Below are 16331 nucleotides of genomic sequence, written 5' to 3'. Positions count from 1 at the left end.
ACTCGGCCGCCCGGCCTGAACGCGGCGCGCGGCGTCGGCGGCGTGCCGCGTTCGCATTCGATCCAGAAACGATGTGCGCGATCGCAGCGATCACAGCGATCGCCGCGCATCGAATGTCTTTGTTCACTCCCGCCCTGAACGGCGTCACCCCGGAGATTGTCATGTCCGACCCGAAGCTCGAAGTCCTCACTCCGCACAACTGCCAGATGATCTTCATCGATCAGCAGCCGCAAATGGCGTTCGGCGTTCAGTCGATCGATCGCCAGACGTTGAAGAACAACGTCGTCGGCCTCGCGAAGGCCGCGAAGATCTTCAACATCCCGACGACGATCACGACGGTCGAATCGGAATCGTTCTCCGGCTTCACGTACCCGGAGCTGCTCGACGTGTTCCCCGATCACAAGCTGCTCGAGCGCTCGTCGATGAACTCGTGGGACGACCGGAAAGTGCGCGACGCGCTGAAGGCGAACGGCCGCAAGAAAGTCGTCGTGTCCGGACTGTGGACCGAAGTCTGCAACCTGACGTTCGCGCTGTGCGCGATGGCCGAGGGCGGCTACGAGATCTACATGGTCGCCGACGCGTCGGGCGGCACCAGCAAGGAAGCGCACGACTACGCGATGCAGCGGATGATCCAGGCGGGCGTCGTGCCGGTCACGTGGCAGCAGGTGCTGCTCGAATGGCAGCGCGACTGGGCGCACCGCGAGACGTACGACGCCGTGATGACGCTCGTGAAGGAGCATTCGGGCGCTTACGGCATGGGCGTCGATTACGCATACACGATGGTCCACAAGGCTGCGCAGCGCACCGCGAGCGCGCACGAAGTGCTGGCGCCCGTTCCGGCGCGCTGAACCGGATCGGCCGGCGCGCCCGCCATGCGAGCGGACGCGCCGGCCGAATCCGATCGCCGATTGTCGATTGTCGATTGCCGATTTCGCTCGTTTCTCCGCAATCCGGCCGCGAGCAAGCGCGCGGCCGCTTCATGCATGCCGGCGCACGACGCTTCCGATCAACGCGTGCGCGATGGCTCGCGGCCCGATTCGAGCCGCCGCATTTGAGCAGCTCCATTCGAGCGGCCTCATTCAAGCGGCCCAATTCGATCGGCCCCATTCAAGCGACCGGAAAGATCGGCACGCCAGTCGATAGCCGCCACACGCCGGCGATCCGTCGCGCCGCAACCAGCTCGTCCCGGACACGGTCGCCCCGGCCATCGCCGACGCCCGACGCGCAAGCCCGGGCGCGATCCGTCAGCGGTCGAGCGCCTGCGGCATGCGTTCGGCGAGAAACGCGATGAACGTCTGCACCTTTCGCGAATGTCGCCGATTCGGCAGATACGCCGCATAGACTTGCGCGTCGCCGCCCGGCGGCGTCATGCGCCACGCCTCGAACAGCGGCAGCACGCGGCCCGCGACGACGTCGTCGTGCACGCGCCAGGTCGGCGCGAGCGCGACGCCCTGCCCGTCGAGCACGCCTTCACGCAGGATGTCGAGACTGTTCGCGGTCAGCCTGCCGCGAACCTCGACCTTCTCCGCCCCGCCATCGCGGCTGAACGTCCAGCTCTGCCGCCCTTGCCGATACGGAAAACGCAGACACCGGTGCGACGCGAGATCGCCCGGCGCGGCGGGCACGCCCATCTCGTCGAGACAACCGTGGCTCGCGACGACGATGCGCCGATTCTCCGTCAGCTTGCGCGCGACGACCGGCAAGACGCCGCATCAATGGCTGATCGAACGGCGCATCGACACCGCGAAGCATCTGCTCGCGCATGGCGACTGGCCGCTCGCGCGCATCGCGGCGCATCGCGGCGCATTGCGGCTTTTCGAGCCAGAGCCATTTCACGCAGGCGTTCGCGAAAATCGTCGGCGCGCCGCCCGGCGGATGGCGGCGGCGCGCACGCGCATGATCGCGCGCGCGCCGCGCCTGGCCGGCGCGCTTCGACGAAACCCCGCTATTTCCGGTTCACGCGACGCCACGCGGCGGGCGGCGTGCCGATCATGCTGGTGAAGACGCGCGTCAGATGCGCCTGATCCGAGAAGCCGCACTGGTGCGCGATGTCGGCGATCGGTTCGGAGTTCGAAAGCAGGCAGTGCTTCACGCGTTCGATCTTGTGCTCGAGCAGCCACCGGTGCGGCGTCGTGCCGACCGTTTGCCGAAACGCCTTGATGAAGTAGCTGCGCGACAAGCCGCACGCCGACGCGACCTGCGAGATCGGCACCTCGCCGGCGGCGTTCTCCTCGAGGATCGCCTTCGCGCGCTCCAGTTGCCAGTTCGCCAGCCCGCCCTTCGCGGGCGCGTTCGGCGCGGCCACGCCATATGTCTGCACGATGTGGATCTGCATCGCGCGCGCCACATGACCGGCGAGCAGCGGGCTGCGCGGCGAAGCGCCGGACGCCGCCGTCAGCAGCGCCCCGACGAGACACTGCAGCACCGCGTCGTGGCTGTCGTCCGGACATGCGAGCTCGCGAACGCCGCCCATTTGCATGTCGGCCGTCAGCTCGGCCAGCGTGCGCCGCGGCAGCACGTGGAACAGCATGTCGAACGGCCTTTGCAGATCGGCGCGAAACGGCTCGCCCTCCTGTCGGATTCGCAAGGCGATGCGCGCATCCCGACCCGGCGCGTCGTCGGCACCCGGCGTCGCGCATGGCGTGCGCGCCGGCAGCGCCACGCCGATCAAGCAGCAATCGGCGGGCGGCAGGAACTCGACGACGCCGAAACCGCACTCCGCATGCCGCACGCGCGTCAGCACGACGGGCGCGTGTGCGTCGGCGCGCGTCTCGATCGTCTCGATCGCCGCGCCGCGAAACGCCTCGTGCGGCTCCATCGGGGCAAGATCAGTGCTGCTCATCGTCAGGCTCGGCAGTGTGCTCGCTTCGGTATCGGCAGATCGCCCCATGGCGGCTACTCCTTCGATCGGGTTAAGGATAATGACCGATTGCATCCTTCGATAGAACAAAGGTGTCTTTTTTACAGAAACGTCGACGACGCTCGGTCCTCACCAGTTGTCATTCGCGCGCCATGCGCGCATCATCTTCGCACTTCGCGCCGCCGCCTCGCGCCGGCGGCCGTCGGGAGAAACGTCCCGCGATCTATACTTGAACAATCCGTCAGGACGGCAGGTGTCAGGCCGAGGCAACGCTTGCGCAAGCGCAGATCCGATGCCTCGCGCTCCTGGCGACGCGCACTCTTCGATGAATCACCTCCGAAATCTACTGGGGCATCTGAAGCATACCGACGACTTCGCCGCGTACGGGTTGCCGCACGACCTGATCGAACGCGCGTCCCGGTACGGCTGCGTCGTCGAAGTCGATGCCGGCGCGACGCTGTGCGCGAGCGGCACGCGCAGCGACTATCTGTACATCGTGCTCGACGGCACGACCCGATGCGCGCCGCCCGCGCATCCGGCCACGCCGTGCGGCGTCGATCACGGCCCCGGCACCTTCACCGGCGAGCTCGACCTGCTGAACGACATCGCCTGCGAAACCACGGTGGTCGCGTCGTCCGCTTGCCGCCTCGTGCGAATCCATCGCGCCACGCTTGGGGTTCTGCTGGAGCGCGAGCCGGACCTGCGCGACTTGCTCGTGCGTCTTTTCCTGCTTCGCCGCATCGGCCTGCTCGCCTACGGGCCTTCCGCCGCGTCTGCCGCACGCGGCGCCCCGCGCGCCGGCCATCGCGATCCCGGGCGCGATCCCGGGCGCGACTTCGATGTGGCGATCGTCGGCAGCGGGCCGAGCGGCATGATCGCCGCCGCGCACGCCGCATCGAGGCGCCTGAACACGATCGTCGTCGAAGGTCGCCTGCCGTTCGGGATCGACGACGAATTCGCACGGGCCGACACGGCCGAGCTTCAGCGATTCGGTCCACACCTGACGATCGGCAGCCGCACCGTGCGCCTCGACTGCGACGCCTACCCGTTCGGCCTCGTCGCCCGCGACGGCGAACGCATCGGCGCGCACGCGCTCGTCATCGCATCGTCGCTGCGCCCCGAGTACGACCCGCGGCTCGCGCGCGTCACGCTGCGCGCGAACACCGAATGGCTCGGCGGCGCCGTCGACGTGGACGACCGCGGATTCGTCCGCACCGGCCGCGCGGCGTCCGGCACGACCTTCGCCGCCGCATTCGAAACTTCGCAGCCGGGCATGTTCGCGATCGGCGAGGTGCGCGCCGGCCCGCGGCGCTCGGCCGTCGCCAACCTGTCGGAAGGCGCGGTCGCCGTCGAGGCAGTTCGCCGCTTCATCCGCGCGTACCCGGCCTGAGCCCGATCCGCTTCGGGCCTCGCGGCGGCTCACGCAGCCGCTCACAACGCCTTCTCCATCGCCTTTTCTTCGTCGACGAGCAGCGCCGCCCCGATCAGCACCGGCGGCAACGCAAACGCCCATGCGCCGCCGATCAGATAAAGTCCCGCCGCCGCGCCGCATCCGAGTGCGAACGTCGCGACGGTCCACGCCATGTTCGCGAGCCGCGACGGCCCGCCTGCGCGCGGCACGTCGTCGCCGGCGAGGCGGTTCGACAGATGCAGCATCAGTTGCGTGACGGTGCCCGTCATCAGCGTCGTCGGCAACGCGTCCGGCAGATGCAGCCGATGCACCGCGTTCTGGATCGCCATCGCCATCACGAGGATCATTCCGGTCATGATCGCCGGCCACGCATCGCCGTCCGTGAAAGGACCGAGGCGGATCGCAAGCGCCGCGCCGATCGCGAGCAGCAGCCATTGCGCACCCAGCAGGATCTTCAGCGCCGGCGCGCGCGCACGCATCATCGAGCGCCGCGCGACGCCCGCCGCAAGCACGACGAGACAGAAGACAGGCAGCGCCAACAGCTTTGCAACGGCGCCCGTGCTGCCGGAGACGAGCGTCGCGCCGAGCGTGACGAAGTTGCCCGTCACGTGCGCGGTGAAGAGGCCCTGCAGCGCGAGAAAGCCGGCCGTATCGACGAAGCCGCCGTTGAACGTGAGCAGCGATGGAAGGTTCAGTTTCATTGCATCGGGTTCCTGAAGAAAGCAACGGATGCCGGCCGGCAGGCGATCCGCGCGAAATCGCTGCGCGCTTTAATCGCCGCGAACGGCCCGCGGCCGAACCGCGCGCGCGGGATGGCCCGCGCCGCGGCCGTCCGCGCACGGGCCGCCCCCGCGCGACGTCGTCACGCCCATTCCGCGGTGACTTCGATCGGCCGCAAATCGAACAGCAAGACCTCCGCCTGCCTGCCGTTCTCGATTTGCAGCGCCTGCTCGTCGCGAATCCGCGCGCCGTCGCCCTCTTGCAGCGCGACGCCGTTCACCGTCACCGATCCGCGCGCGACGTGCACGTACGCGAAACGCTGCGGCGGCAGCACGAACCGCTCGCTCGCATCGCCGTCGAACAGGCCCGCGTACACCCGCGCGTCCTGGCGAATTTTCAGCGAGCCGTCCTGCCCTTCCGGCGACACGATGAGGCGCAGCTTCCCGCGCTTGTCGCCGTCGCTCACGCTCGTCTGCTGGTAGCGCGGCTCGACGCCGCGCACCGCCGGCCCGATCCAGATCTGCAGGAAATGCACGGGCTGCGCCGACGAATGGTTGAATTCGCTGTGCGCGATGCCCTTGCCCGCGCTCATCAGCTGCACGTCGCCCGGCACGATCACGGAGCCCGTGCCCATCGTGTCGCGATGTTCGAGCGCGCCTTCGAGCACGTACGACAGGATTTCCATGTCGCGGTGCGGATGCATGCCGAAGCCGCGGCCGGGCGCGACGCGATCGTCGTTGATCACGAGCAGGTCCGAGAACCCGACTTGCGCCGGATCGTAGTATTCGGCGAACGAGAACGTATGGCGCGAGCTGAGCCAGCCGTGCTCGGCGCGGCCGCGTTGATGTGCTGCCCTGACTTCAATCATGATGACCTCCGTTTCATCGCGGGCGCTGCGGGTTGCGCGCCTCGTCGATCGATGCCTGCAGCTTACGTCAACTATTTTGATACATATATAAACAGAGAGATAATTACTGTCTCATATTGGTGGACAATCATGCAATTCGACGACCTCCGGATATTCGTCGCGACAGTCGAAGCGGGAAGCTTCACGGGCGCGGCCGACAAGCTCCTGCTGTCCAAGCAGTTCGTCAGCCGGCGCGTGATGGCGCTCGAGGCGTCGCTCGGCGTCCGGCTGCTCGTGCGCAACACGCGCAAGCTCGCGGTGACGGAGCTCGGCCAGGAGTTCCATGCGCGCGCGACGCGCATCCTCGCCGAGATCGCGGAAACGGAAGAAGCGATGTCCGCGCGCCGCGGCGACCTGCGCGGAACGCTGAAGATCAGCGCGCCGATGTCGTTCGGCATCACGCGCTTGTCGCCGCTGATCGCCGAGTTCCTCGTCCAGCACCCGGCCGTGCGGCTGCACGTCGAGCTGAGCGACCGCCACGTCGACCTGATCGGCGAAGGATTCGATCTCGCGCTGCGCATCGGCGCGCTGCCCGATTCGACGCTGATCGCACGCCGTCTCGGCGCGCTGCGGATGGTCGCGTGCTGCAGTCCGGCCTATCGGCGCAAGCGAGGCGCGCCGGCGACGCCCGCCGATCTGCACGCGCACGTCTGCCTGCTGTACGGCCAGGAAGGCCGAACCGGCTGGGAGTTCGCGATCGACGGCGCGCGCCGCACATTCGAAGTGCAAGGCGCGCTGCTCGCGAACAACGGCGACGTGATCCGCGACGCGGCTGTCGCGGGGCTCGGCATCGCGCTGCTGCCGCACTTCATCGTCGAGCCCGCGCTGGACGCGGGCCAGCTCGTGGCGGTGCTCGAGCCGTTCGCGCAGGCGCCGCTGCCCGTCAACGCCGTGTATCCGCAGCATCGGCAAGACATGTCGGCCTGCCGGGTGTTTCTCGGATTCATCGAGGAGCGGCTGCGCGAGCGCTTTTCCCGGTGAGCGGCGGCGACTCGGGTGGTTGGGTGGTTGGGTGGTTGGGTGGTTGGGTGGTTGGGTGGTTGGGTGGTTGGGTGGTTGGGTGGTTGGGTGGTTGGGTGGTTGGGTGGTTGGGTGGTTGGGTGGTTGGGCAGTCGGGCAGTCGGGCAGTCGGGCAGTCGGGCAGTCGGGCAGTCGGGCAGTCGGGCAGTCGGGCAGTCGGGCAATCGGGCAATCGGGCAGTCGGGCAATCGGGCAATCGGGCAGTCGGGCAGTCGGGCAGTCGGGCAGTCGGGCAGTCGGGCAATCAAGCAGTCAAGCGGTCGGGCGGTTGATTGGGAAGCCGGGCCATTCGGCCGTTGTGTGGCGCTTCCCCGCCTCCCGATTCCATCGCATCGACCGAGATGTCCCGGACGACACGGGAAGGTCATGCTCCGCGCCGCTCCCACCATTCCCGCCACCGGCGCGCTTCGTGAATGCGGCCCGAGCGTGCGCTCTCGACCATCAGGCATCGCGCAACGAATCTGCCGATAGTTTCGCTCTGCTGCTGAACGAGCGGCGCGAAGCGGCCTCCATCGCCCAAGCGACGGGCATGTTCGCGCGCTGACCGCGCGGCATCGAGAATCGAGAATCGAGACGAACGCGTCCCCGCATGCGGTTTCAGATCATCGAAACCATCCGACCAAGCCCGCCGACGAATCCCGGGACCAGCGTCGGCGCGGCGGCGCTCGACCGCAGCCAGCACGGCGAGCGCCCGACAAAGCCCTGAAACCCAGGCATTTCGGGCGCTCGTCGCATCGCCGGAATCACGCCCCGCGCGTCTTCTCCTGCAACGCGCGAATCCGCATCACGGCCGCGGTGTCGTGCACCGCCGATTCGTACAGCTGCGCGAGATCGTGCTTGAGCGCGGCGCGCGAACCGCCGTCGAGATACACCATGTGTCCCGACGGATAGAACCGCGCAGACAGGTTCCGCCGCACCGTCGCATCCTCGAGCGGCATCTGCTGAAGATCGAGCACCGTCTGATAGAACGGCGTGACGAAATCGTAGAAGCCGTTCGCCGACAGCACCTTCAGATCGACGTTCAGCGCCATCGTCGCCGCGAGATCGCCCGCCGTGTAGAGGATCACGTTGCCCTTCGCGTCGACGCCCTGCTGCGCGCCCGTCGGATCGATGTGGCCGAAGTCCCAGAACTTGAACGCCTGATCGTTCAGGTCGGCGAACGACGAGTTCGACGTGTACTTCAGCTGCTCGTTCAGATACGAGTTCCACATCGCCGTGTAGACGCCCGACACGGCCGTCATCGTCGGATCGTTGCCGCCCGAGTTCGGATCGATCTTGCCCGCGATCCCCGATTCGATCCCCGTCACGCGGCCGTCGTATGCACCGAGCGCGAGGCCGCTCGCCTTCAGGAGCGTCGTCAGGAAGAGCGCGTTGCCGCGCGTGTCGTAGCTCGCGACGTCGAGGCTCCACGACAGGAGCGTCGTCGTGTCGATGCCGGTGTAGCCGGACAGCTTCTTGACCACCGCCTCGTCGGGCTGCGGGAACTTGCGCAGCGCGTCGAGATAGCCAGTGCGCGCGAACTGCGCGACCTCCTCGACGAACGCGCCGAGATCGGCCGGCGCCGGCGCGACGCCGAGCCGCTTGTGATACCACGCGTCGGCCGCGGCGGTCGGCAGCGCGCCCACCGGATTGCCCGCCTGCTTGTAGTCGAGGATCGACGATTGCAGCGTGATCCCGTTCAGGTCGACGCCGTCCTCGTGCAGCTTGTAGGCGAGCACGCAGCTGCGCGCGGTGCCGTACGATTCGCCGAACAGGAATTTCGGCGAATTCCAGCGGTTGTTCTTCGTCAGAAAGCGCTTGATGAACTGCTTGATCGAGTTCGCGTCCTGGTCGACGCCCCAGAAATCGCGGTTCTTGTGCGGCGCGACCGCCGCCGAGTAGCCGGTGCCGACCGGATTGATGAACACGAGGTCGCTCTTGTCGATCAGGCTGTCCGGATTGTCCTCCATCCGGTACGGCGCGGGCGGCGTGAAGCTCGGCATCGACGTCCTGATCCGCCGCGGCGCGAACGAGCCGAGCAGCACGAACACCGCCGACGAGCCCGGCCCGCCGTTGTAGAAGAACGTGACCGGCCGCGTTTGCTCCTGCTGGCCGTCCTGCGTGAACGCGACGTAGAAGATCTTCGCGTTCGGCTGCGAACTGCTCGCGTCGACGGTCACGAGATGGCCCGCCGTCGCCGTGTACGCGATCGTGCGGCCGTCGATCTGGATCGTGTGATGCGTGATCGCGGCGGCCTCGGTCGTGTCCGTCACCGAATCGTCGGGGCCATTGCCGTACGCGACCGGATCGAAGAACGGCTGGTCGCCGTCGCGCTTCGGCGCCGCGACGATCGGCGGCGGCGCGTGAACCGAAGCGGAAGCGCCATGATGGAGCGGCTGCGTGCCGCCCGAAGAAGTCGAATCGATGCTCATCGTGCTGCTCCTTCTGGTTCTATTGGAGGGTGCATGAACGAATCGTCAATCGTGCCAAACCGTTTGCCGCCGATCGCGGCCGCGCGCGCATCGCGAGCGGCCGGTCACGGCGAGCCGGCCCCGGGGCCGGCTTCGCGCAATGCGCGGCCGCCGCCTTTGCCGTCGCCGCCTCGCCGCAACGGCGAAGCGGCGAAGCACAGCCGTGATGCCGGAATGCCGTGATGCCGGAATGCCGGCGTCACCGCACGGCGAGCCGGAAAGCCCCGACATCGCCGCCGCGTCGGCCGTGCGACATCGCGGCCCGCCGCGTCGTCGCCGCGGCGACGAACGGCCCGCCGGCATGATCGATGCGCCGCGCGCCGACGCCGCCGGAGCGCCGCGACCGGAACCGCCTCTATCGATCCCGCGCCGCCAATCTCGAATGGCGCCGCGCGCGCGTCAAGCGCCGCGACGCCGCAGCCTGCGAACCGCCGCGCCGGATGCGGCGGCGCGGCGGCCCGCGACGCACCGCCAGCCGTCGCATCGGCCCGCGATCACCCCGTGGCACCGCTCTTGAGCGCCGCCACGACCTTCGCGCCGTCCGGGCTGCCGAGCCCCGTGCATGCGTCCCAGCCGGGCGTCGCCGCGTACGCGCCGTTGTCGCCGACCGTGACGTCGCGCAGCGCGCCCGCGTTCCGGTACAGCTTCGGGTTGATCCAGCCCGCGGAACTGCCCGCCGCCGCGTTGATCCGCGCGACGAGCGCGGCCCAGAGCGGCGCGACGGCGCTCGTGCCGCCCATCACCGCCGACGTGCCGCCGACGAGCACCTCGTAGCCCGTCGCGGGCGACGCGTCGCCCGCGACGTCGGGCACGCCGCGCTTCGCGAGCGGCGACGCGGCGCCGCCCCGCGCGAGCGTCGCGCTCAGCCCCTTCTGCCAGTCCGGCAAATCGAACACGTCGCTCACGCCGCCGCCCGTCGAACCGCCGCCCGCCGCGTCGTCGTTCCATACGACCTCGCTGCGGATGCCCTGCCCCGGCAGCGCATCGAGCCGCGTGCCGCCGCACGCGAGCACGTACGGGCTCGACGCCGGAAAGTCGACGTGGTTCGCGCCGTCCTGCACGCCGTCGGCCGAGCCGGCGTCGCCGGACGCCGCGCACACGGTCACGCCGAGCGCCGCGGCCGACTGCAGCACGCGGTTGAACGCCTGCAGCGATTGCGACGTCCACGCGGCCTCCGGGCCGCCCCAACTGATCGACACGACCGACGGCCGGTTCGTCGTGTCGTGCACCGCCTGGTTGACCGCCTGAATGAAGCCCGCGTCGCTGTTCTGCGCGAAATAGACGGCGAGCGTCGCGCCGGGCGCGATCGCGCCCGCGACCTCGAGATCGAGCGCGACTTCTCCGTCCGGCCCGCTCGGGTCGCCCGTCGGCGCATTGCGGCCGGCGCCGACGTTCACGTCGACGAGCTTCGGCTGCCGATCGAGCCCGAGGCCGCTGAAATACTGCTGGATCTCGGCCGGCCGATACCCGCCGCCGAGCTCGACGATCGCGATGCACTCGCCCGCGCCGTCGCCGGGCGGAAAACCATACAGGGATGCGAGCTGCGGCGGCGTGTAGGTGACGGCCGCGCCGCCGCGCGCCGGCTGGAAAGTCGGCCGCAGCCGGAAATGCGGCCGGGCCTGCGGACGGTTGTCGAGCCCGAGCACCGCGGTGACGACGTCGTGCAACTCGTCTGGCAGCGCGATATCGCCCGTGCGGCCGCGATACTGGCCGATCGTCCGGTGCTCGAAGCGCTGCAGTTTCACGCCGAACGCCGCCTCGAACTGCGCGATCGTGCCCGACAGCACGACGAGGCTCTCGACCGGATCGACGCGCGCGACCGTCAGGCCGTGCTGCTTCGCGAACGCCTCGACTTTGCCGACATCGTCGGGGTGCGCGCAGAAACGCTGCGCGAACGCTTCGCGCGAAACCGGCTTCGCGTCGGGATCGCCGCTCGCGAGGCCTTGCAACAGCGAATCGAGGTGCTGCTCTTCCTGCCGCCGCAACATCACCACCACACGGATCGTCTCGGCCGGATCGCACGGACCGATGCACGTGGATTCGGCGACGATCGGCGGTTCGTTGCCGGCGTGAAGATGCCTTGCCATATTCGAGTCCTCCAGAAGCCGTGATAACGGGTTGCCAGGATTCGGACACGGTCGCGCGATCGCAGTTCCGGGCGGTATGTCGGACGGCGCACACACGCCGTCGACAGGACCGTGCGACAGTACGGCAGAGCAAGTGTAAAGCACGCGCGGCGATCCTGTATCGGCCTCTCGAGCGTTCGCGAAGGCGTGCGCCTGCGCATTCGCGAAGTTCGGCGCGGCGCGGCGCGGCGTGCGTGTGCGTGTGCGTGTGCGTGTGCGTGTGTGCGTGTGCGTGTGCGTGTGCGTGCGGCGCGCGCGTGTGGCGCAACGCGCGCGCGGCGCGCGGATGCCGGCATTTCGCGGTTAGTTGCTTCGCACGCGCGGGCGGCTTCGCGCGTCGCCGCCGGAGCCGATGCCGGCGCTCGCGCGCGGCAGGTCAGTCGATCGACAGTCGCAGCGCAAAACCGAGCAGCACGGCCGAAAACGTCCAGCGCTGCGCGGTCTGCGCAAGCGGATGCGCGCGCAACCATCCCGCGATGCGCGCCGCGCCGGCGACGCACGCGAGATCGAAGCACAGGCCCGCGAGCACGAGCACGGCACCGAGCATCGCCATTTGCACGATCACCGGCGCGCCGCCCCGTTGGACGAACTGCGGCAGCAGCACCGAGCAGAACAGCAGCGCCTTCGGGTTCAGCAGGTTGGTGAGCAGGCCTTTGACGAACGTATGGCGCAGCCGCGCGGCGGGCTCGGCCGCGCCGTCGTCGGACAGCGCGAACGCCGGCGAGCGGAAGATCTGCACCGCGACGTACGCGAGGTACAGCGCGCCGCCGTAGCGCACGGTTTCGTAGAGCCACGGCGCGCTCTTGAGGAGCGCGGCGACGCCGCACGCGGACAGCGTCACGTGCACGGCGCGCGCGAGCCCGAGCCCCGCGGCAGCGGCCGCGCCGTGCCGCGCGCCGCGGCCGATGCCCGTTTGCAGCACGAACGCCATGTCCGGCCCGGGCACCGCGTAGACGGCGACGACGGCGGCGATGTAGACGAGCAGCAAATGAGCGGAAAACATGGTCAAGCCCGGATTCGGAAAGGGTTCCATGTTGCCCCTGCTCAACGAGGGTTATTTGGCTAATTTAGCCTTCCAGCACGACGGAATTATTGGAATACACTACTAGAAACCGATTTTTTAGAGCATCCCCACACCATGATCGATCTCGACAAAACCGACCGCGCCATCCTCGCCGCAGTGCAGCTCGACGGACGCATTCCGGTCGCCCGCCTCGCCGACTCGGTGGGGCTGAGCGAAACGCCGTGCGCGCGCCGCCTGAAGCGCCTCGAAAGCGACGGCTACATCGAGCGCTATCGCGCGCAGATCTCGCGCAACGCGCTCGGCTTCGGCGTCATCGCGTTCGTGCTGCTGCGCTGCGCGGTTCACGATCGCGGCGTCGCCAACCGCTTCGAGCGCGAGGTGCTCGGCATTCCGCGCATCCTGTCGTGCCACAACGTGTCGGGCTCCGCCGACTATCTGCTGCAAGTCGTCGCGCACGATCTCGACGATTACGGGACGTTCCTGCGCGAGACGCTGCGCGTGCTGCCGGGCGTCACGTCGATCGAGTCGGCGCTGTCGCTGCGCGAGGTGAAGCGCGAGGCCGAACTGCCGATTCCATGAGCGCCGGCGAAGCGCGCGGCCGCCGCCGGGCGCGGCACGGCGCCAACGCGCGCGGCCGAGCGGCGCGCATGCCGGCTATGACGCCGCGGGCGCGGCATCCACTATCATGCGTATTCCCCGAAACGCCGCCGAACCCGCCCCAATGAACGAAGCCGCCCCGATCCGCCTCGAACGATTCGTCGCCCGCCCGCCTGCGCAAGTCTGGGCGGCGCTCACCGAGCCCGCGGCGCTCGCGCGCTGGTGGGCGGCGGGCGACGTGAGCCCCGCGCACGGCCACCGGTTCACGCTCGACATGGGCCCGTGGGGCAAGCAGCCATGCGAAGTGACCACGGTCGAGCCGGAGCGCCGGTTCGCGATCCTGTTCGCGCAGGGCACGCTCGACACGACGATCACCTGGCGGCTCGCGCCCGAGGACGGCGGCACGCGCGTGTTCTTCGAGCATGCGGGCTTCGATCTGGACGCGCCGCAGGCGCGGATCGCGTACGAAGGCATGGCGCGCGGCTGGCCGTCCGTGCTCGCGCGGATCGAACAGGCGATCGGAGGCTGACCTCGCGCCGCCCTGCGTCCGCCCGTCGCGCCGCCGAAGAATCGCGCCCCCTTTGAGCGCTGTCATCAAACTGCCTGATCGCGGGCGCTAGGATCGAACGGTCAGTCATATCAAGGGCCGTCATGAACCACCCTCTGTCCGCCGCGACGAGCGAAGAGCTCGGCCGCACCCGGCATCTGGGCATCGCGCTTCTCGTCACCCTCGTCGCGGCCGGCGCCGCCTACGTGCTCGTCCACCTGTTCGCGGATCTCGCGCCCGTCGGCGAGCACACGGCTCTCCCCTACCTGCTGCTCGGCGTCGCGCTCGCGATCGCGCTCGGCTTCGAGTTCGTCAACGGCTTTCACGACACCGCGAACGCGGTTGCGACCGTCATCTACACGCATTCGCTGACGCCGAACGTCGCCGTCATCTGGTCGGGCATCTGGAATTTTCTCGGCGTGATGGCGTCGACTGGCGCAGTCGCGTTCGGCATCCTGCAGTTGCTGCCCGTCGAACTGATCCTGCAAGTCGGCCACGGCGCGGGCTTCGCGATGGTGTTCGCGCTGCTGATCGCGGCGATCGCGTGGAATCTCGCAACCTGGTATTTCGGCCTGCCTTCGTCGAGCTCGCACACGCTGATCGGCTCGATCATCGGCGTCGGACTCGCGAACCAGTTGATGCACGGCTCGTCCGGCACGAGCGGCGTCGACTGGGCGCAGGCGGCGGGCGTCGGCAAATCGCTGCTGTTCTCGCCGATCGTCGGCTTCCTGTGCGCGGGCCTGCTGCTCGCCGTGCTGAAGGCGCTCGTGCGCGTGCCCGCGCTCTATCGCGAGCCGCGGACGAACGAGCCGCCGCCGCTCTGGGTTCGCGGCCTGCTGATCCTGACCTGCACGGGCGTGTCGTTCGCGCACGGCTCGAACGACGGACAGAAAGGCATGGGGCTCATCATGCTGATCCTGATCGGCACCGTGCCGACCGCGTATGCGCTCAACAAGGCGGTCACGCCCGGCGAGACGCAGACGTTCATCGCCGTCGCGCATCGGGCCTCCGAAGCGCTTGCGCGCTACGCGGGCGACGCGCCGCCGTCGCCGAACCCGCGCGCCGACGTCGAGGCATACGTGCAGTCGCGCCGCCTGAGCGGCACGACGCTGCCGGCGGTCCGGCAGTTGTCGGACGCGCTCGCGGCCGAGGTCGGCGCGACGGGCTCGATCGCGACAGTCCCCGAGGGCCAGGCGGACAACGTGCGCAACACGATGTATCTGGTGTCCGAAGCCGTGCGCCTGATGGAGAAGACCGGACAGCCGGCGTTCGCGCCGCAGGACCGCCGCGCGCTCGACGACTATCGCAAGCAGCTCGATCACGCGACGAAGTTCATTCCGACCTGGGTCAAGGTCGCGGTCGCGATCGCGCTCGGTCTCGGCACGATGGTCGGGTGGCGGCGCATCGTCGTGACCGTCGGCGAGAAGATCGGCAAGCAGCATCTGACCTACGGGCAAGGCGCCTCGGCGGAAGTCGTCGCGATGCTGACGATCGGCGCGGCGGACGCGTACGGGCTGCCGGTATCGACGACGCACGTGCTCTCGTCGGGCGTCGCCGGCACGATGGCCGCGAACGGCTCGGGGCTGCAATGGAGCACCGTGCGCAGCCTCGTGCTCGCCTGGGTGCTGACGCTGCCCGCCTCGATCGTCCTCGCGGGCGCGCTCTACTGGGGCTTCCACGCGCTGGTGTGACGCCGGATGACGGCTCGCCGCGCGAGCGCTCCGCATGGATTGCGGCGCAAGATTCGGAGCGCGACGCATCGACCGTTTCGCTAGACTGGCCGCATCGATCCATCCACGATGCAGCGAGGAAACGCCGATGAATGCGACGTTCGAACCACCCGCGACGCCCGCCCGCGCACACGACTCGGCGCACGCCCCGGTTTTACCCGTCGCATCGCGCGAGGCCGCGCTCGCGCAGCGAATCGACGCGCTCTCGTGGCGGCCGATCGAACAGGCCCTCGATCGCGACGGCCACGCGATCGTCCGCGGCCTGCTCGCGCGCCGCACGTGCGAAGCGCTCGCCGCGCTCTATGCGCGCGACGCGCTGTTCCGCAGCCGCGTGACGATGGCGCGGCACGGATTCGGGCGCGGCGAATACAAGTACTTCGGCTATCCGCTGCCGCGCTTGATTCAGGCGCTGCGCACGGCGCTCTATGCGCACCTCGCGCCGATCGCGAATCGCTGGCACGCGCAGATGCGCATCGATGCACGCTTTCCTCTCGAGCACGAACGATTCATCAAGCGCTGTCACGCCGCCGGACAGTTGCGCCCGACGCCGCTGCTATTGCGCTACCGCGAAGACGATTACAACTGCCTGCATCAGGATCTGTACGGCGAGCACGTGTTTCCGCTGCAGGCGGCGATCTTGCTGTCGGAACCCGGCGCCGATTTCACGGGCGGCGAATTCGTGATCACCGAGCAACGGCCGCGCATGCAATCGCGCGTCGACGTCGTGCCGCTCGAGCAAGGCGACGCGGTCATCTTCGCCGTGCACCATCGTCCGGTGCAAGGCGCGCGCGGCCCGTACCGGGTGAATCTTCGGCATGGCGTGAGCCGCTTGCGCGCCGGGCAGCGGCACACGCTCGGGATCATCTTTCACGACGCGTTGTGACACCCGCCGCGGGAAAGCACGCCGTATCGGGCCATGCATGCGCATCGATGCGCATG

Annotated in this window: 13 protein-coding genes and 2 pseudogenes; 8 read left to right on the top strand and 7 right to left on the bottom strand. The window is 68.9% G+C overall.

Annotated features, from left to right (window positions below; all coding sequences use genetic code 11):
• Positions 1-161: 161 nt before the first annotated feature.
• The gene (locus WT60_RS24555) at positions 162-848 is read left to right on the top strand and encodes a hydrolase (RefSeq protein ID WP_038743905.1); all 687 of its coding nucleotides are present in this window, start codon (positions 162-164) and stop codon (positions 846-848) included.
• A gap of 396 nt (positions 849-1244) precedes the next feature.
• Here WT60_RS24555 and WT60_RS24545 read toward each other — a convergent pair.
• Positions 1245-1673: pseudogene (locus tag WT60_RS24545) on the bottom strand (substrate binding domain-containing protein); the annotation flags it as partial.
• A gap of 16 nt (positions 1674-1689) precedes the next feature.
• Between WT60_RS24545 and WT60_RS24540 the strand changes: the two are divergent.
• Positions 1690-1900: pseudogene (locus WT60_RS24540) on the top strand (AraC family transcriptional regulator); the annotation flags it as partial.
• Positions 1901-1945: 45 nt separating this feature from the next.
• On the opposite strand, the gene WT60_RS24535 reads toward WT60_RS24540, so the two are convergent.
• Positions 1946-2842 carry an AraC family transcriptional regulator gene (locus WT60_RS24535; RefSeq protein ID WP_060356396.1) on the bottom strand — a complete coding sequence of 299 codons (897 nt, stop codon included), beginning with the start codon at positions 2840-2842 and terminating at the stop codon, positions 1946-1948.
• Between the two features lie 343 nt (positions 2843-3185).
• Between WT60_RS24535 and WT60_RS24530 the strand changes: the two genes are divergently transcribed.
• Positions 3186-4250, top strand: coding sequence for a cyclic nucleotide-binding domain-containing protein (locus tag WT60_RS24530; protein ID WP_038743818.1), 1065 nt, complete (start codon positions 3186-3188; stop codon positions 4248-4250).
• Between the two features lie 41 nt (positions 4251-4291).
• Here WT60_RS24530 and WT60_RS24525 read toward each other — a convergent pair whose 3' ends face one another.
• Positions 4292-4972 (bottom strand): YoaK family protein, encoded by a 681-nt coding sequence (locus tag WT60_RS24525; protein ID WP_059576021.1) that lies wholly within the window; start codon positions 4970-4972, stop codon positions 4292-4294.
• 161 nt (positions 4973-5133) lie between these two features.
• On the bottom strand, positions 5134-5859 hold the full coding sequence (locus tag WT60_RS24520; RefSeq protein WP_038743814.1) for a pirin family protein: 726 nt from the start codon (positions 5857-5859) through the stop codon (positions 5134-5136).
• Between the two features lie 129 nt (positions 5860-5988).
• On the opposite strand from WT60_RS24520, the gene WT60_RS24515 reads away from it, so the two are divergent.
• Positions 5989-6879 (top strand): LysR family transcriptional regulator, encoded by an 891-nt coding sequence (locus WT60_RS24515; RefSeq protein ID WP_038743812.1) that lies wholly within the window; start codon positions 5989-5991, stop codon positions 6877-6879.
• 782 nt (positions 6880-7661) lie between these two features.
• On the opposite strand, the gene WT60_RS24505 is transcribed toward WT60_RS24515, so the two are convergent.
• The 3 genes from WT60_RS24505 to WT60_RS24485 all read right to left on the bottom strand — a co-directional run bounded on the left by WT60_RS24505 (position 7662) and on the right by WT60_RS24485 (position 12497).
• Complete coding sequence (locus WT60_RS24505) at positions 7662-9329, bottom strand: peptidase S1 (RefSeq protein ID WP_059576027.1); 1668 nt, start codon at positions 9327-9329, stop codon at positions 7662-7664.
• A 533-nt stretch (positions 9330-9862) separates the two neighbouring features.
• On the bottom strand, positions 9863-11455 hold the full coding sequence (locus tag WT60_RS24490) for a S53 family peptidase (protein WP_060356754.1): 1593 nt from the start codon (positions 11453-11455) through the stop codon (positions 9863-9865).
• A gap of 415 nt (positions 11456-11870) precedes the next feature.
• Positions 11871-12497, bottom strand: a complete 627-nt coding sequence (locus WT60_RS24485) for a LysE family translocator (protein WP_060356760.1) — start codon at positions 12495-12497, stop codon at positions 11871-11873.
• A gap of 135 nt (positions 12498-12632) precedes the next feature.
• On the opposite strand from WT60_RS24485, the gene WT60_RS24480 reads away from it, so the two are divergent.
• From WT60_RS24480 to WT60_RS24465, 4 genes are all read left to right on the top strand, one after another.
• Positions 12633-13097: an Lrp/AsnC family transcriptional regulator gene (locus tag WT60_RS24480; protein WP_038743804.1), complete on the top strand. Its 465-nt coding sequence runs from the start codon at positions 12633-12635 to the stop codon at positions 13095-13097.
• A gap of 142 nt (positions 13098-13239) precedes the next feature.
• On the top strand, positions 13240-13644 hold the full coding sequence (locus WT60_RS24475) for an SRPBCC domain-containing protein (protein ID WP_038743802.1): 405 nt from the start codon (positions 13240-13242) through the stop codon (positions 13642-13644).
• 122 nt (positions 13645-13766) lie between these two features.
• Positions 13767-15353 carry an inorganic phosphate transporter gene (locus WT60_RS24470; protein WP_059647511.1) on the top strand — a complete coding sequence of 529 codons (1587 nt, stop codon included), beginning with the start codon at positions 13767-13769 and terminating at the stop codon, positions 15351-15353.
• A 127-nt stretch (positions 15354-15480) separates the two neighbouring features.
• Complete coding sequence (locus WT60_RS24465) at positions 15481-16275, top strand: 2OG-Fe(II) oxygenase (RefSeq protein WP_060356753.1); 795 nt, start codon at positions 15481-15483, stop codon at positions 16273-16275.
• The last annotated feature ends 56 nt before the right edge of the window (positions 16276-16331 follow it).

Origin of the sequence: Burkholderia sp. MSMB617WGS (assembly GCF_001532025.2) — a bacterium.
In the GTDB taxonomy this organism is placed as follows: domain Bacteria; phylum Pseudomonadota; class Gammaproteobacteria; order Burkholderiales; family Burkholderiaceae; genus Burkholderia; species Burkholderia savannae.
Note: the sequence above shows the minus strand (reverse complement) of the source record. Positions and strands in the feature narration are given on the sequence as shown.

Bases quoted from the DNA above. Each gene is read 5' to 3' on its own strand.
- WT60_RS24525 (WP_059576021.1), bottom strand. From the start codon at position 4,972: ATGAAACTGAACCTTCCATCGCTGCTCACGTTCAACGGCGGCTTCGTC.
- WT60_RS24480 (WP_038743804.1), top strand. From the start codon at position 12,633: ATGATCGATCTCGACAAAACCGACCGCGCCATCCTCGCCGCAGTGCAG.
- WT60_RS24515 (WP_038743812.1), top strand. From the start codon at position 5,989: ATGCAATTCGACGACCTCCGGATATTCGTCGCGACAGTCGAAGCGGGA.
- WT60_RS24535 (WP_060356396.1), bottom strand. From the start codon at position 2,842: ATGAGCAGCACTGATCTTGCCCCGATGGAGCCGCACGAGGCGTTTCGC.
- WT60_RS24470 (WP_059647511.1), top strand. From the start codon at position 13,767: ATGAACCACCCTCTGTCCGCCGCGACGAGCGAAGAGCTCGGCCGCACC.
- WT60_RS24530 (WP_038743818.1), top strand. From the start codon at position 3,186: ATGAATCACCTCCGAAATCTACTGGGGCATCTGAAGCATACCGACGAC.
- WT60_RS24520 (WP_038743814.1), bottom strand. From the start codon at position 5,859: ATGATTGAAGTCAGGGCAGCACATCAACGCGGCCGCGCCGAGCACGGC.
- WT60_RS24485 (WP_060356760.1), bottom strand. From the start codon at position 12,497: ATGTTTTCCGCTCATTTGCTGCTCGTCTACATCGCCGCCGTCGTCGCC.
- WT60_RS24555 (WP_038743905.1), top strand. From the start codon at position 162: ATGTCCGACCCGAAGCTCGAAGTCCTCACTCCGCACAACTGCCAGATG.
- WT60_RS24505 (WP_059576027.1), bottom strand. From the start codon at position 9,329: ATGAGCATCGATTCGACTTCTTCGGGCGGCACGCAGCCGCTCCATCAT.
- WT60_RS24465 (WP_060356753.1), top strand. From the start codon at position 15,481: ATGAATGCGACGTTCGAACCACCCGCGACGCCCGCCCGCGCACACGAC.
- WT60_RS24490 (WP_060356754.1), bottom strand. From the start codon at position 11,455: ATGGCAAGGCATCTTCACGCCGGCAACGAACCGCCGATCGTCGCCGAA.
- WT60_RS24475 (WP_038743802.1), top strand. From the start codon at position 13,240: ATGAACGAAGCCGCCCCGATCCGCCTCGAACGATTCGTCGCCCGCCCG.